This window comes from Corallococcus sp. M7 (assembly GCF_054512695.1).
The window spans coordinates 7,527,030-7,540,656 of sequence record NZ_CM137252.1; the positions used below are offsets into that span (position 1 = coordinate 7,527,030).

At 70.2% G+C, this 13,627-nt stretch carries 12 protein-coding genes; 6 read left to right on the forward strand and 6 right to left on the reverse strand.

Annotated elements, in window-relative coordinates; translation table 11 throughout:
* Nucleotides 1-38: 38 nt before the first annotated feature.
* The 4 genes from infB to ACX114_RS30085 form a co-directional block, all read right to left on the reverse strand.
* Entirely contained in the window at nt 39-3,245 is a 3,207-nt protein-coding gene (gene infB / locus ACX114_RS30070) for a translation initiation factor IF-2 (RefSeq protein WP_459290195.1), read from the reverse strand.
* Nucleotides 3,246-3,365: 120 nt separating this feature from the next.
* Nucleotides 3,366-3,662 (reverse strand): YlxR family protein, encoded by a 297-nt coding sequence (locus ACX114_RS30075; protein WP_459290197.1) that lies wholly within the window; start codon nt 3,660-3,662, stop codon nt 3,366-3,368.
* Nucleotides 3,663-3,679: 17 nt separating this feature from the next.
* Complete coding sequence (nusA, locus tag ACX114_RS30080; protein ID WP_206790605.1) at nt 3,680-5,380, reverse strand: transcription termination factor NusA; 1,701 nt, start codon at nt 5,378-5,380, stop codon at nt 3,680-3,682.
* A 70-nt stretch (nt 5,381-5,450) separates the two neighbouring features.
* Nucleotides 5,451-5,936, reverse strand: a complete 486-nt coding sequence (locus ACX114_RS30085) for a ribosome maturation factor RimP (RefSeq protein ID WP_459290199.1) — start codon at nt 5,934-5,936, stop codon at nt 5,451-5,453.
* Between the two features lie 209 nt (nt 5,937-6,145).
* Here ACX114_RS30085 and ACX114_RS30090 point away from each other — a divergent pair, with 209 nt between their 5' ends.
* From ACX114_RS30090 to ACX114_RS30115, 6 genes are all read left to right on the forward strand, one after another.
* Nucleotides 6,146-6,949, forward strand: a complete 804-nt coding sequence (locus tag ACX114_RS30090; RefSeq protein ID WP_459290201.1) for a carbon-nitrogen hydrolase family protein — start codon at nt 6,146-6,148, stop codon at nt 6,947-6,949.
* A 129-nt stretch (nt 6,950-7,078) separates the two neighbouring features.
* A complete protein-coding gene (locus ACX114_RS30095) occupies nt 7,079-7,489 on the forward strand; it encodes a FecR domain-containing protein (RefSeq protein ID WP_014398816.1) in 411 nt (136 codons plus the stop codon).
* A complete protein-coding gene (locus ACX114_RS30100) occupies nt 7,486-8,337 on the forward strand; it encodes a peptidoglycan-binding protein LysM (RefSeq protein ID WP_459290204.1) in 852 nt (283 codons plus the stop codon). Before ACX114_RS30095 ends, ACX114_RS30100 begins: the two co-directional genes overlap by 4 nt.
* Before the next feature lie 29 nt (nt 8,338-8,366).
* The gene (locus tag ACX114_RS30105) at nt 8,367-10,085 is read left to right on the forward strand and encodes an HD domain-containing phosphohydrolase (protein ID WP_459290206.1); all 1,719 of its coding nucleotides are present in this window, start codon (nt 8,367-8,369) and stop codon (nt 10,083-10,085) included.
* Between the two features lie 104 nt (nt 10,086-10,189).
* Nucleotides 10,190-10,531: a DUF971 domain-containing protein gene (locus tag ACX114_RS30110; RefSeq protein WP_014398819.1), complete on the forward strand. Its 342-nt coding sequence runs from the start codon at nt 10,190-10,192 to the stop codon at nt 10,529-10,531.
* Between the two features lie 31 nt (nt 10,532-10,562).
* Nucleotides 10,563-12,536 (forward strand): serine/threonine-protein kinase, encoded by a 1,974-nt coding sequence (locus tag ACX114_RS30115; protein WP_459290208.1) that lies wholly within the window; start codon nt 10,563-10,565, stop codon nt 12,534-12,536.
* 21 nt (nt 12,537-12,557) lie between these two features.
* On the opposite strand, the gene ACX114_RS30120 is transcribed toward ACX114_RS30115, so the two are convergent.
* Nucleotides 12,558-13,100 carry a ClpXP protease specificity-enhancing factor SspB gene (locus ACX114_RS30120; RefSeq protein WP_459290210.1) on the reverse strand — a complete coding sequence of 181 codons (543 nt, stop codon included), beginning with the start codon at nt 13,098-13,100 and terminating at the stop codon, nt 12,558-12,560.
* Nucleotides 13,101-13,136: 36 nt separating this feature from the next.
* On the reverse strand, nt 13,137-13,622 hold the full coding sequence (smpB, locus tag ACX114_RS30125) for an SsrA-binding protein SmpB (RefSeq protein WP_014398822.1): 486 nt from the start codon (nt 13,620-13,622) through the stop codon (nt 13,137-13,139).
* Nucleotides 13,623-13,627 lie beyond the last annotated feature (5 nt).

Consider the following 13,627-nt stretch of genomic DNA (forward strand, 5'->3'; position numbering starts at 1 on the left):
GCCTCTCCAGACGGCGAGAGGCTGCGGCCTCTCCGGGATTACGAGAGGCTCTGCCGGGTCTCCTCGATCTCGTAGGCCTCGATGATGTCGCCGGCCTTGAGGTCGTTGAAGTTCTCGATGCCGATACCGCACTCGAAGCCCTGGGCGACTTCCTTCACGTCGTCCTTGAAGCGGCGCAGCGACGCCATCTTCCCGGAGAAGAGCTGCTTGTTCTCGCGCATGAGGCGCACGAACGAGCCGCGCTTCATCACGCCGTCCAGGACGGCCGCACCGGCGATGGTGCCCAGCTTCGGAACGTTGAAGGTGTTGCGCACCTCCGCACGGCCCAGCTTGCGCTCGGTGCGGATGGGCTCCAGGAGGCCCTCCATCTCCGTGCGAACCCCGTCGATGAGCTCGTAGATGATGGAGTAGCTCTGCAGCGTCACCTGCTGCGCCTTGGCCGCGGCCTCCGCGCCCGACTCCGGCTTCACGTTGAAGCCCAGCACGACGCCCTTGGAAGCGGCGGCGCGCATGACGTCGGTCTCCGTGATGGCGCCCACGCCCGCGTCGATGATGACCACCCGCACCTTGTGCGTGGTGAGCTTGTCGACCGCCTGGCGCACGGCCTCCGCCGAGCCCTGCACGTCCGCCTTGATGATGACGCGCAGCTCCTTGGGCCCGCCGCCCGCCTTCGTCTTGGCGAAGAGCTGGTCCAGGGACTCGCGGCTGACCTTGCTGAGCTCCGTCTGCCGCTCCTTCATGGCGCGGTGGTCGGCGATCTGCTTGGCCGCCTTCTCGTCGGAGACGACGTTGATGGCGTCACCCGCGGTGGGCACGCCGGACAGACCGACGACCTCCGCGCAGTAGCCCGGCTTCACTTCCTTCACCTGCTCGCCGCGGCTGTTGTTCATGGCGCGGACGCGGCCGTAGTGCGTACCGGTGACGATGGCGTCGCCCAGCTTGAGCGTGCCCTCCTGCACCAGCACCGTGGCCACGGGACCGCGGCCACGCTCCAGCTTCGCTTCCACGATGGCGCCCACGGACGGACGCGCCGGGTTGGCGGTCAGCTCGAGGACTTCCGCCTGCAGGGCCAGGTTCTCCAGGAGGAGATCCAGGTTCATCTTCGTCTTCGCGGAGACGGGCACCATGATGGTGTCACCGCCCCACTCTTCCGGCACCAGCTCGTGGCCCGCGAGGTCCTTCTTCACGCGGTCGGGGTTGGCGCCCGGGACGTCCATCTTGTTGATGGCGACGACGATGGGCACTTCCGCCTGCTTCGCGTGCTTGATGGCCTCGATGGTCTGGGGCATCACGCCATCGTCCGCGGCCACCACCAGCACCACGATGTCCGTCACGTTGGCGCCACGGGCGCGCATGGACGTGAAGGCCTCGTGGCCCGGGGTGTCCAGGAACGTGACGTCGCCGCGCGCGGTGGACACGCTGTACGCGCCGATGTGCTGGGTGATGCCGCCCGCCTCGCCCGCGGCCACGCTGGCCTGGCGGATGGCGTCCAGGAGGCTCGTCTTGCCGTGGTCGACGTGGCCCATGATGGTGACCACCGGCGGACGGGGACGCTCGTCCTCGGCCTTGGCGGCGACCTCCGGCAGGTAGTCCTCCACCTCGAAGCCGACGCGCTCGACCTTCCAGTGGTAGTCGCTGGCGATGAGCTCCGCGGTGTCGGCGTCCAGGATCTGGTTCGCCGTGGCCATCTTCTGCATGCCCATCAGCTTCTTGATGAGCTCCGCGGTGCGGATACCCATGCGCTGGCCCAGGTCGGAGACGCTGATGCCTTCCTGCAGCTTGATGACCTTCTTCTCCTCGGCCATCTGGGTGATCTGCGTCTTGGCGCCCTTCTTCGTGGGCTTGCGCTTCTTGCCGCGGACGGGGATCTGGATGCGGCCCCAGACCATGTCCGACAGCTCCTGCTTGGACACGCTGGTGGTCTCAGGACCCGTGCGCTTGCGCTGGCCACGCTCCTTGTTCTTGGAGACGTCCACCAGCTCGCGGCCGCGGCCCAGGTGATCCGGGACGACCTTGTACTCGCGCTTCTCCGTGCCGAGCGCCGTGCGGCCCGGGGCCATGGGGTACTGCTTGGCCTGGGTCGTGGTGGGCGTGACGCGGCGGACCTGGATGAGCGGGCGCGAAATCACCACGGCCTGGGTGGCCGTGGGGCGCGCCTGGGCGCCCGGCGTGGGCGCGACCTGGGCGTGCGGGACGCCGCCGACCATGATGGTCGGGCCGCTCGGCTGCACCGGAGCGCCGGTGCCAGCGGCCGTGGGCGGCGAGGACGGACGCACCGGCCCCGTCTGGCCCGGACGCGCCTGGACGGGCGCACCCGGACGGTTCATGGGCGGCCCACCCGGACGGCCCTGCATGGGCGCGCCAGGACGGCTGCCCGGCCCACCTGGACCACCCGGACGGCTGCCGGGACCACCCGGACCACCCGGACGGCTGCCCGGCGGCCCACCAGGGCGCCCGCCCGTGGAACCCGGACGCTGCACGTAACCGGGACCTCGGGAGATGACCGTCGCGGACGTCGACGTGGAAGAAGGCGTCCGTGCGGTGGGCGGGACCGGCGAGCGCGTAGGGGGGTTGGGCAAGCGGGGACTCTCCTGCGTAGGACTGCGCGGTGTCGCCGTGGCCGGGGTCGGCTCGGCGGCCCGGGGCGTCTCCACCACGGCCGCGGGAGGCGGAGTGGACGGCGGCGTCACGGGCGGGGTGGCGGTTGCGGCAACAGGCGGGGTGGCCGGGGCCTCGGGCGCCTGCGGCGCCTCCGGGGCAGCGGCGATGGAGGCGACGGTCGCCTCCGGAGGCGTGGCCGTCACGGCCGGGGCTTCCGGCGCGCGGGCCACGGGGGCCGACTCCACGGCGGCGGGCGGCGGCTCCACGGCGGCGGGCGCCTGCGGCGGCTCCGGCTCCATGGGAGCGGCGGCCTGCGGCTCCTGCGCGGGCTCCGGCTCGTAGGCGGGTTCAGCCGCCTGCGAGTAGGCGTCCTGGCTCTCCGGGGCGGACGCGCCCGCGGGAGGGCCGACCTTGCGGCGCACCACGAAGCCCTTGGCGGCGACGGGCGGAACGGCCTGCTTCGGCTTGCGCTTGTCCAGGATCTTCTGGACCGCGGCGGTGGCCTGGTCATCGTCCAGGGAGGACGAGTGGCTCTTGACGTCGTAACCCAGCCCGGCGAGCTCGGTCACGACCTCCTTGTTGTCGAGCTCAATCCCGTGGCTCTTGAGCTCCTTGGCGATTTCGTGAACGCGCTTCTTCGACATACCTTGATTGGCCTTCTGCTCCGCCGACGACGAGGCCGAGCACCCTAGTCCAAAGCCGAAATTGTGTGCGAGTGGTGACTAACAGCCACCTCTCCCCGCAACCTCTCCACCCACCCGCCCTCACTCCCAAGCCTGTCCGAGTGCTGACGGGTCGACCTGCCCCGCCTTGCCCCGGAAGGCCCTGCCCAGCGCCTTACGCTTGAGCGCTGCCGTCAGACAACCGGCACCGCACAGGTACGCCCCCCGCCCTGGCAGCCTCCGCCGCCTGTCCGCCACCACGCCGCCCTGGGGACCTACCACGAACCGGGTGAGTTCCGCCTGTGCCTTGCGAGAACCACACCCGACGCAGGTCCGGACCGGACCTGACGCCGTGATTTCCGTGGGATGTGTCCCGGACCGTTTGGTTGCGCGGCGCATCCGCCTACCCCCTGTCGTTACGGTGCCTTGGCCGCTTCCACGCCCTCCGACCCGCCTGCCGATGCCATCGCACCCCGCTCCGCGTTCAGCTCCGCGCGCAGCTTGGCTTCCTCCACCAGGTAATTCTCCGCCGCGCTCTTCAGCTGGCGGGCCTTCTTGATGCCCACGCCCGGCACGTCGCCCAGGCGGGTGAGGTCCTTCTCGTTCGCGATGTCCTCCACCGTGCGGTAGCCGGCGAGGATGAGCTGCTCGATGGTCTTCTCACCAACGCCGCGCACGCGCGCCATGCGCTCCGGCTGGGACAGCTCGTCCGGGTGGCGGCGGGCCTCGGCCAGGCGGGCCTGCTCGCGCTCGTAGTCCATGCGCGACAGCTCCTGCTGGTCCTCCACCATGCGCTTCTTGGCCTCTTCCTGCATGGCCGCGATGCGAGTGGGGTCGATGCCGGGGATCTGCGCCAGCATCTCCGCGTTGGCGTCCGCCACGTCGCGCGCCTGACGGAAGCCGTGCGCGTAGAGCGTCTCCACCAGCATCTCGTTGACGCCCGGCAGGGCCCCCAGCGAGCGGCTGGCGAACTCGCGCATCTCCCGCACGCGGCTCTCGCTGTTGATGTCCAGCTTCCAACCGGTCAGCTGGGCGGCCAGGCGCACGTTCTGCCCGCGCCGGCCGATGGCCAGGGACAGCTGGTCGTCCGGGACGATGAGCTCCATGGCGTGGTTGGCCTCGTCGATGATGACGCGGCTGACCTCTGCGGGGGCCAGGGCCGAGCACACGAAGCGCGCCGGGTCCTCGTCGTAGGGGACGATGTCGATCTTCTCGCCGCGCAGCTCCTGCACCACCGCCTGCACGCGGCTGCCCTTCATGCCCACGCACGCGCCCACGGGGTCCACGTCCGAGTCGCGGCTGGACACGGCGATCTTCGCGCGGCCACCGGGCTCACGGGCCGCCGCCTCGATGACGACGATGCCCTCGGCGATTTCCGGCACCTCCATCTCGAAGAGCTTGGTGAGCAGGTTCACGGACGCGCGCGACAGGACGATCTGCGGGCCCTTGGACTCACGGAGCACGTCCAGCACGTACGCCTGGACGCGGTCGCCCGGGCGGTAGGTCTCACGCGGGACCTGCTCGCGGACCGGCAGCACGGCCTCCGCGCGGCCCAGGTCCACCACGATGTTGCCGCGCTCGAACCGGCGGGCGATGCCGGTGACGATCTCGTTCTTGCGGTCCTTGTACTCGTTGAAGACGTTCTCGCGCTCGGCGTCGCGGGTGCGCTGCAGGATGACCTGCTTGGCCGTCTGCGCGGCGATGCGGCCGAAGCCGCGGCGGAAGGTCTTCAGGCGGAGGATGTCGCCGTACTGGTCGTCCTGGGCCTTGGCCTCGGCGGCGTCCTCGTCCCGGTAGAAGATCTGGAAGACGAGCTCGTCGCCGGGCTCCACTTCCATGCCCTTCTTGTGGGCCTCATCCATGGTGATCTGATTGACCGCCTGGACGGGGTCGGTGATCTCCGCGACCACGGTGATGGCCTGGAAGAGCTCCACGACGCCCTTCTCCGGGTCGTACTTGGCCTCCAGGTTGCGGTCCTGGCCAAAGTGCTTCTTGGCCGCGGTGTTCATCGCGTCCTCGAGGGTGGCAATGAGCACGGCCCGTTCGATGCCCTTGTCCTTGGCGACCTGATCCAGGACGAGGTTGAGGTTGACGGCCGGGTTGGCGGGCGTGGGCATGGCTGTGTCTTCTCCGAAAATGGGTCCACGGGCGGCCCTGGCGCGAACAGGGTCCCCTGTATGTCGGCTTCTAGAACTCGAACTCCAGATGGGCCTTGGCGATGTCCTTGAAGGGGATGATGAAGGCACCGCCCCCTTCCACGTCCACGGAGATGGCGTCGGCCGCCACTCCGGTGAGCGTGCCGCTGAAGTTCTTCCGCGGCGGGTCACCCAGCGGGCCGAAGGTCTTCACCTTGACCTTCTGTCCCTTCACCCGTTCGAAGTGCGCCGGCTTCTTCAAGGGCCGGTTCACTCCCGGGCTGGAGACCTCCAGGTTGTATTCCTGGGGGATGAAGTCCTCCACGTCGAGCACCGGATCCACGGCGCGCGACACCTGGGAGCACTCGTCCAGTCCCACCCGGCCACCGGGCTTGTCGATGAACAGCCGCAACACCCAGCCCTCGCGCTCGCGGACGTACTCCACGTCCAGGAGCTCCAGGCCTTCGTTCGCCACGATGGGGTCCAGCAGCGCCGCTGCCTTCTCCTCCACCGTCTGTTTGATGTTCTTCGACTCCATGGCCAGGAAACCGGTCTCCAAAAACGCAAAAAGCGGGCACGGCGGCCCACTTTTCGAAGTGATGCGTCGAAAAATGTCGGGGCGTCCGTAACACACGCCCCCTCGGGGTGTAAAGGAAGGACACACCCCGAGGCACCGGGTCAAACGCCCCCCGGGATTGAAGGATTCCCAGGGGTTCCGAGTGACGCCGGTGGCGTTATAACGCCGCCATGCACCTCATCGCCGCCGCACAGATGGTGTCCACCGCTGACAAGGCCCACAACCTGGATGTGGCCACGCGCCTCGTGCGCCAGGCCGCCTCCCTGGGTGCCCACCTGGTGGGACTGCCGGAGAACTTCTCCTGGATGGGCCCGGAGCCCGAGCGCCCCTCCGCCGCGGAAGGGCTGGACGGTCCGACCCTGAGCCGGATGGCGGAGCTGGCCCGGGGGACGAAGACGACGCTGCTGGCCGGCTCCATCCTGGAGGAGGGGGCGCCCGGCGGCCGGCTCTACAACACCAGCGTCCTGTTCGGCCCGGACGGCGCCCGGCTGGCCGTCTACCGGAAGATGCACCTGTTCGACGTGGATGTGGGGGACGGTGCCACCTACCAGGAGTCCGCGGCGGTGGCGCCGGGGACGGAGGTGGTGGCGGCGGACACGGTGGTGGGACGGCTGGGCATGAGCGTCTGCTACGACCTGCGCTTCCCGGAGCTGTACCGGCGGCTGTCGAAGGACGGGGCGACGCTGCTCGCGGTGCCGGCGGCCTTCACGATGATGACCGGCAAGGACCACTGGGAGGTGCTGCTGCGCGCCCGGGCCATTGAAAACCAGGCGTACGTGCTGGCGCCGGCCCAGGGCGGGCGGCACTCCGCGCAGCGGCTGACGTACGGCCACGCGATGGTGGTGGACCCGTGGGGGCTGGTGACGGCGCGGACCTCCGAGGGCGAGGGCCTGGCCATCGCGCCGGTGGACCCGGAGCTCCAGGCACGCATCCGGCGGAATTTGCCGTGCCTGGCGCACAGGCGGCTGGACTAGGCGGGCAAGAGTGAACGGGAGGGGGCGGGAGGCCCTTTTCGCGCGGCGTTTGCGGGTAGAGTGGCTTTCAGGAAGACCCCTCTGGTGAACGGACGACGCTGGCCTCCCCTGCTTTTCGCGGTCGCACTCATGGCCCTTCCTCCCGGCTGCACCGCCGATGAGAAGCCCCGGGGGCCCACCGAGGCGCCCCTGCCCCCGCCTGTTCCGCGCGCGCACCTGCGGGAGCTGACGGGGGACGTGCAGATCAAACGCGCGGTGGCGGATGAATGGAGCCCCGCGCGCGACGAGCTGCCCCTCTACGAGAACGACAAGGTCCGCACCGAGGCCGGGGCCAGCGCCCAGGTCGTGTTCGCGAATGGCAGCACGCTGCACCTGGGAGGCGATTCCCTGGTGGGCATCGCGGAGAGCAAGTTGCGAACGGACGTCACCGTCCTGCGGGGACGGGTGGACGCCACCTTGGAGAAGCCGGCCACCCAGTCGCTGTCCGTCACCACCCCATCCGCCACGGTTCGAGCGGGCAGGAAGATTGAATTCCAATGAAGGCCGCCCTCTGGCTCAGCGCGTGGATGGGGCTGTCCGTGGTGCCGTCAACCGCTCCGACGTCCGTGGGGCGCGAGCCCGCGGACGGCGCGTCTCTTCCCGGAGGTGCTCCGGCGTCGGCGCCCCGGAAGGCACCCGGGACGGAGCCGCAGACGGCGCTCAAGGCGCTGGAGATGTCGCGCGCGGCGGTGAAGGCCGCGCCGGACGATGCGCGCCGCCGTGAGGCCGAGTCCCGCCTGAAGGAAGCGGAGGCGCACTTCCAGGCCGCGCGGTACGCGGATGCGCTGCACAAGGCGGACGAGGCGTGGGCGCTGCTCAACCCGCCCCAGCCGTCCAACTTCACGGTCGAGGTGGACCACGACGGCGGCACCACCACCGTCACCCACCGGCAGGGGCCTCCCGTCACCGTGGAGGCGCAGCACGCCACCCGCGTGCTGGCGAAGGGCGAGTCCGTGCGCGTGCAGCAGGGCACCGTGCTGCCGGAGCCGCCCGGCGCGCCGCAACTGGCGCAGCCCGCGGACAAGGCCCGCTTCACGCTGAAGCCGGCGGACGGAGGGCTTCTGGGGCCGGTGACGCTGGCGTGGACTTCCGTCGCGGGCGCCACGCGCTACGAGGTGGAGGTCGTCGCTGAAGGTGTGGAGGGCAAAGCCACTCCGGCGCCGGTGCGCATGGTGCTGGCCGCGCGGCAATGGACGTTGCCGGCGCTGCCCGCGGGCCGTTATCGCTGGACGGTGACGGCGGTGAGTCCGGAGCAGGGGCGGTCCCTGCCTTCCCAGACACGGCGTTTCGAGCTGGCCGCGGAATCGCTCGAACTCAACGTCAAGGTGAAGGACGGGTGGCAGAAGTAGCCGCCTGACCCGAGCGAGGAGCCCCCGCCGTGCGACTTTTCAAAGCCATCCTCCTCCTGATGCTGGTGGTCAGCATCATCCCCACGCTGATGGTGGGCTGGTTGTCGGTGTCCCATACGCGCGAGCTGCTCATCCGCGATGCGCAGGAGCTGGCGCAGGAGCGCGTGAAGCAGCTGCGGCTCAAGGCGGAGAGCTTCCTGGAGGACCCCACGGAGCGCGTGGTGGGGCTGTCCAGCGTGCCGGGGGGATTCTTCACCCTGCCGCGCGACACGCAGCGGCTGTACATCACGGCGGTGCTCAACCAGAGCCCGGAGGTGCTGGCGCTCACCGTGTTCGGCGCGGACCGGCAGCGGCTTCCCGGGCTGCAGGCCTTCGCCGTGCACGACATGGCGCCCAGTGGGGTGGCGGAGCACGAGGAGCGCGCGCGGGCCCTCCTGGACGAGGGGCTCACCGGGGTTCGCTACTCGGACGTGGTGGCGTCCCACGGTGGCGGCGGTGGCGGACCGGTGGTGACGCTGGCCTTCCCCGTGGGCGACCCGGTGCAGGGCTACATGGCCGCGGACATCACGCTCGCGGGCCTGCGGCAGATGCTGGCCCAGGAGCGCGTGGGCAGCACGGGGTTCGCGTACCTGGCGGACCGGCATGGCCGCTTGATTACCGGCGGCGGCGACCTGGGCGCGGTGGGTGACGACGTGTCGAAGCGGCTGCCCCTGGCGCACCTGCTCAAGCAGCGCGAGGGCACGCCCGACACGGAGCTGTTCCACGTGGGCAACTTCGGCGAGGGGCGCGACGCGGTGGTGTCCGCGTACTCGGTGCTGCCGGAGGCGGGCTGGGCCATCGTGTCCGAACAGCCGGTGGAGCACGCGTACCGCCAGGTGGAGACCATGGAGCGGCGCATCCTGCTGGACCTGGGCGGCGCCATCCTGGTGGCGCTGGTGCTGGCGGCCATCTTCTCCCGCAACCTCACGCAGCCCTTGAAGACCTTCATCGCGACGTCGCTGGAGCTGGCGCGCGGCAAGTTCGGCGTGGAGGTGCACCTGAAGCAGAAGAACGAGCTGGGGGAGCTGGCCCAGACGTTCAACTACATGAGCAAGCAGCTCATGGCGTACGACATGGAGACGCGCGGCCTCTACGAGAGCCTGGAGAAGGGCTACCTGGAGACCATCGTCGCGCTGGCCAACTCCATCGACTCCAAGGACGCATACACGCGCGGCCACAGCCAGCGGGTGGGCGACGTGGCGGTGGAGATTGGCAAGGAGCTGAAGCTCACGGAGCGCGAGCTGCGGCAGCTGCAATACGGCGGCATCCTCCACGACATCGGGAAGATTGGCATCCCGGAGAACATCCTCTGCAAGCAGTCCCGGCTCACCGACCAGGAGATGTCCCTGATGCGGGAGCACCCCGCCATCGGTGACGCCATCATCGGGCCGGTGACGTTCCTGGGTTCGGTGCGCGCGTGCGTGCGCCACCACCACGAGCGCTGGGACGGCACGGGCTACCCGGACAAGTTGAAGGGCGAGGCCATCCCGCTGCTCGCGCGCATCGTGGCGTGCGCGGACACGTTCGATGCGTGCACCTCCACGCGCCCCTACCAGAAGGCCATGCCGCTGGAGAAGGCGATGGAGATCCTGGACAACCTGAGCGGCGCGCAGCTGGACCCCAAGGTGGTGCTGGCGCTGCGCGCGGTGCTGGCCCAGCGGGGCGTGCGGCTGGAGGGCCACCGGCAGCCCGTCAAGCTGGCTTCCTGAAGCCCTGGCTCCCCGGGCCCTTTCGCTTTCGCGGCAGGCCCCCCACTCCGCCGGAAGGATGGTAGGGAGGGGCTGCTGCTCCAAAGCCTTGGAAGGTGGATTCGGTGAGCAATTTCTGGGATCGCATCAAGCCCGCGCCCAAGCCCGTCAGCGCGACGGATGCGAAGCTGTCCGCGGACGGTGAGTCACTGACGCTGACGTGGGATGACGGCGTGACGACGACCGCCACCGCGCAGGTGCTGCGCCAGCAGTGCCCGTGCGCCGCGTGCGTGGACGAGTGGACGGCGAAGCGCACGCTGGACCCCTCGCAGGTGCCCGCGAACCTGCGTGTGCTGCAGATGCAGCCGGTGGGCAACTACGCGCTCGCGTTCGTCTTCAGCGACCAGCACACCACGGGCATCTACCCGTGGAAGCACCTGCGCGAAATCACCCAGTCGCAGGGGTGAGGCGCCCCACCGCGTCCCTCCGGAGGTCCCCGTGACGTCGCGCTATCGGCTGCTGCAACCGCTGGCCACCGGAGGCATGGCGGAGCTGTTCCTGGGAGTGGCGAAGGGCGCGGAGGGCTTCGAGCGCACCGTGGCCATCAAGCGCGTGCTGCCGCACCTGGCGCGCGAGCCGGACATCTCCCGGATGTTCGTCTCCGAGGCGCGGCTGGCCATGCTGCTGCAACACCAGAACATCGTCACCGTGCACGACGTGGGGGAGAGCGCGGAAGGGCTCTTCCTGGTGATGGAGCTGGTGGACGGCTGGGACCTGGGCGCGCTGATGCGGGCGGTGACCCGGCAGGGGCTGCGGATTCCTCCGCACCTGGCGGTGTTCATCGTGAGCCAGGCGCAGGCGGGATTGCAGCACGCGTACCGCCGCCAGCACGACGGCCAACCGGTGGTGACGGCGCACCGGGATGTGTCTCCGTCCAACCTGCTGGTGTCGCGCGAAGGTGAAGTGAAGGTCACGGACTTCGGCATCGCGCGGCTGGCGGGCCTGTCGCGCACGGAGCCCGGGGCGTTCAAGGGCAAGGTGCCCTATGCGGCGCCGGAGGTCATCCGGGGCGAGCCGGCCACGGCGCTGAGCGACCAGTTCTCGCTGGGCATCATCCTGGCGGAGCTGCTCGCGGGGCAACACCCGTTCGGGTCGGCGGCGGCGGAGCCGATGGCGGTGGCGTACTCCATCCTCAACCGCGCGCCCGCGTCGCTGCCGGACGTGCCGGCGTCGCTGGCCACGCTGGTGCTGCGCATGCTGTCGCGCGAACCGGCGGCCCGCTTCCCGGAGCCGGAGGATGTGTCGGAGGCGCTGGCGCGGTGGCTCGCGCAGACAGGTGAGCCCGCGTCGTCGCATGCGCTGGCGACGTTCCTGCGTGGCATCCGGCTGCCCATGTCCGTGGGAGAGGTGGCGCGGACCGCGCTCGCGGAGGCTCCGGCTTCGACGTCGGCGTCGTTCGCGATGTCCACCGTGCCTCGTGAGGGCGTGGACACGGGGCGCATCCCTTCCGCGTCTGGTGCGCGTTCCGCCACGGTGGCTTACGGCGGTGGCAACGCGGGTTCGCCTGCGTGGAAGGCGCCTCCGGCGGCCGTCCCCGTGGGGGCGGAGGAAGAGGAGCCGTGGAGCCCGACGGTCGGAGGTGTCTCGCTGTCCGCGGACGGCGCCGTGGTCCACACCTGTGCCCTCTGCGGTACGGCGCTGGAGTCCCCTGACTCCCCCTGTGAGTCCTGCACACGGGGGCCTTCCACGAGCTGGGGCGGTGCTTCCGCGATGACCTCCGACGCTGCTTCCCCGCGTGCTTCCGCAAGCGAGTCCGCGTGGCCTGGATCCGAGTCCGAGGCCCCAGGAGGCTCTGGGTCGGCGGCCTCTGGACCTGCTCGGGCTCCGGCGAGTGGGCCCTCTTCGGGCTCTGCATCACGGCCGCAGGCGAATGCGGCGGCCGCTCGTGCCCGGGCGCAGGCGCCCTCCCCCGCTGTCCCGGATGCGCCCGCGCTGGCTACTCAGTCCATCTCGGACGTGGATGAATCGGCGCGGATGAACCGGCCCAGCATCCGTCAGGCGGCTCAGGGTGACCTGGAGCTGGAGGAGCGCGCGCCCCGGGCGGAGAGCTCGCCTTCGGAGTTCGAGCCCGTGGTGCCTTCCCGCTCCCGCAGGCGGTGGGGACCGGCGGTGGCGCTGCTCGGCATCGCGGCGGTGCTCGCGGCGGGCGCGCTGTTCGTCTGGCCCCGCTACGAGCTCCAGGTGCTGCGCGCGTTGGGACTCCCTTCGGCGGTCCTGTCCATCCACAGCGAGCCCTCCGGCGCCACCGTCCTGGTGGACGGCGTGGAGGTCGGCGTGACGCCGCTGGTGATGGACAACACCTACCCCGCGCGCTCCGTCCCCGTGCAGCTCAAGCTCAAGGGCTACCGCGTCTGGACGGGGTCCTTCATGGGCGGCAAGAAGTCGGACGTGACGGCGGAGCTCAAGCGCTGACGCTCCGCCTCTACGCCCGTCCTACTTCACCAGCCGCAGGTGGCCACGGCGCGGCGGCTGCGGCTCGTCCGGGGGGCCTCCCTCGGGCGGCGGCGGAGGCGCCACCTCCGGACGCGACTCCGGCTCGTCGGAGTGCTCGGACTGGACCTCACGCAGGAAGGCGCGGGGCCTCTCCGCGGCCACGGGCACTGGCGCGGGCTGCGGCGGACGCGCGACGGAGGCCGACGCCACCGGGGGCTGCTGGAGCAGCTCCGGCGGCATCTCCTCCGGGTACATCCAGAACTCCTTCGTCACGTGGCTGGCGATGGCGAACAGCGCCGACCAGGGCACCGCCACCGTGAAGCGCGAACCGGAGAAGCTCAGCGTGGAGCGCACGCCCCACTCGCCCACCGTGAGGTCGGGCGGCTCGAAACGGTAGGAGAGGTTGAGGCGCAGGTGCGCTTCGCCTCGGAGGCTGGCGGGGACGAGCACACCGGGGCGGCGCGCGTCCAGGTGGATCATCACCATGCCCTGGTCGAGCGCGGCCAGCAGCCGCTCCTTCTTGTCGGAAACCTTCTTGTCCATTCCAGCGTGTCCGGCAGGGGAATTGCGGGAGCGCCCTCAACGACGGCGCACTTCCCGGTCCATCTCCCGCTTCGTCTCCCGTTCCTTGATGTCGTGGCGGCGATCTTCGTGCGTCTTGCCGCGGCACAGGCCCAGCTCCACCTTGGCCCGCCCCTTCCTGAAGTACAGCACGAGCGGGATGATGGAGTAACCGCGCTCGCGAACCTTCGCCGTCCACCGGTCGATCTCCGCCCGGTGCATCAACAGCTTCCGGCCCCGGGTGGGAAGGTGGTCGAAGACACTGGCCGCCTTGTAGGAGCCGATGTGGGCGTTGAGCAGGAACAGCTCCGTGCCCTTCTGGAGCGCGTAGGCGTCCGACAGGTTGGCCGTTCCTTCACGCAACGACTTCACCTCGCTCCCCGTGAGCTCCAGCCCGGCCTCTATCTTCTCATCCACCGTGTAGTCGAAGCGCGCACGCCGGTTCTCGGCAATGAGCTTCACCCCCGGCTCCGCACCCACACCCTTCGACTTTCCAGCGGCCATAACGT

Coding starts and splice junctions, on each gene's coding strand:
- infB (WP_459290195.1), bottom strand. CDS start 3,245: ATGTCGAAGAAGCGCGTTCACGAAATCGCCAAGGAGCTCAAGAGCCAC.
- ACX114_RS30075 (WP_459290197.1), bottom strand. CDS start 3,662: ATGCGCCGCGCAACCAAACGGTCCGGGACACATCCCACGGAAATCACG.
- nusA (WP_206790605.1), bottom strand. CDS start 5,380: ATGCCCACGCCCGCCAACCCGGCCGTCAACCTCAACCTCGTCCTGGAT.
- ACX114_RS30085 (WP_459290199.1), bottom strand. CDS start 5,936: ATGGAGTCGAAGAACATCAAACAGACGGTGGAGGAGAAGGCAGCGGCG.
- ACX114_RS30090 (WP_459290201.1), top strand. CDS start 6,146: ATGCACCTCATCGCCGCCGCACAGATGGTGTCCACCGCTGACAAGGCC.
- ACX114_RS30095 (WP_014398816.1), top strand. CDS start 7,079: ATGGCCCTTCCTCCCGGCTGCACCGCCGATGAGAAGCCCCGGGGGCCC.
- ACX114_RS30100 (WP_459290204.1), top strand. CDS start 7,486: ATGAAGGCCGCCCTCTGGCTCAGCGCGTGGATGGGGCTGTCCGTGGTG.
- ACX114_RS30120 (WP_459290210.1), bottom strand. CDS start 13,100: ATGGACAAGAAGGTTTCCGACAAGAAGGAGCGGCTGCTGGCCGCGCTC.
- smpB (WP_014398822.1), bottom strand. CDS start 13,622: ATGGCCGCTGGAAAGTCGAAGGGTGTGGGTGCGGAGCCGGGGGTGAAG.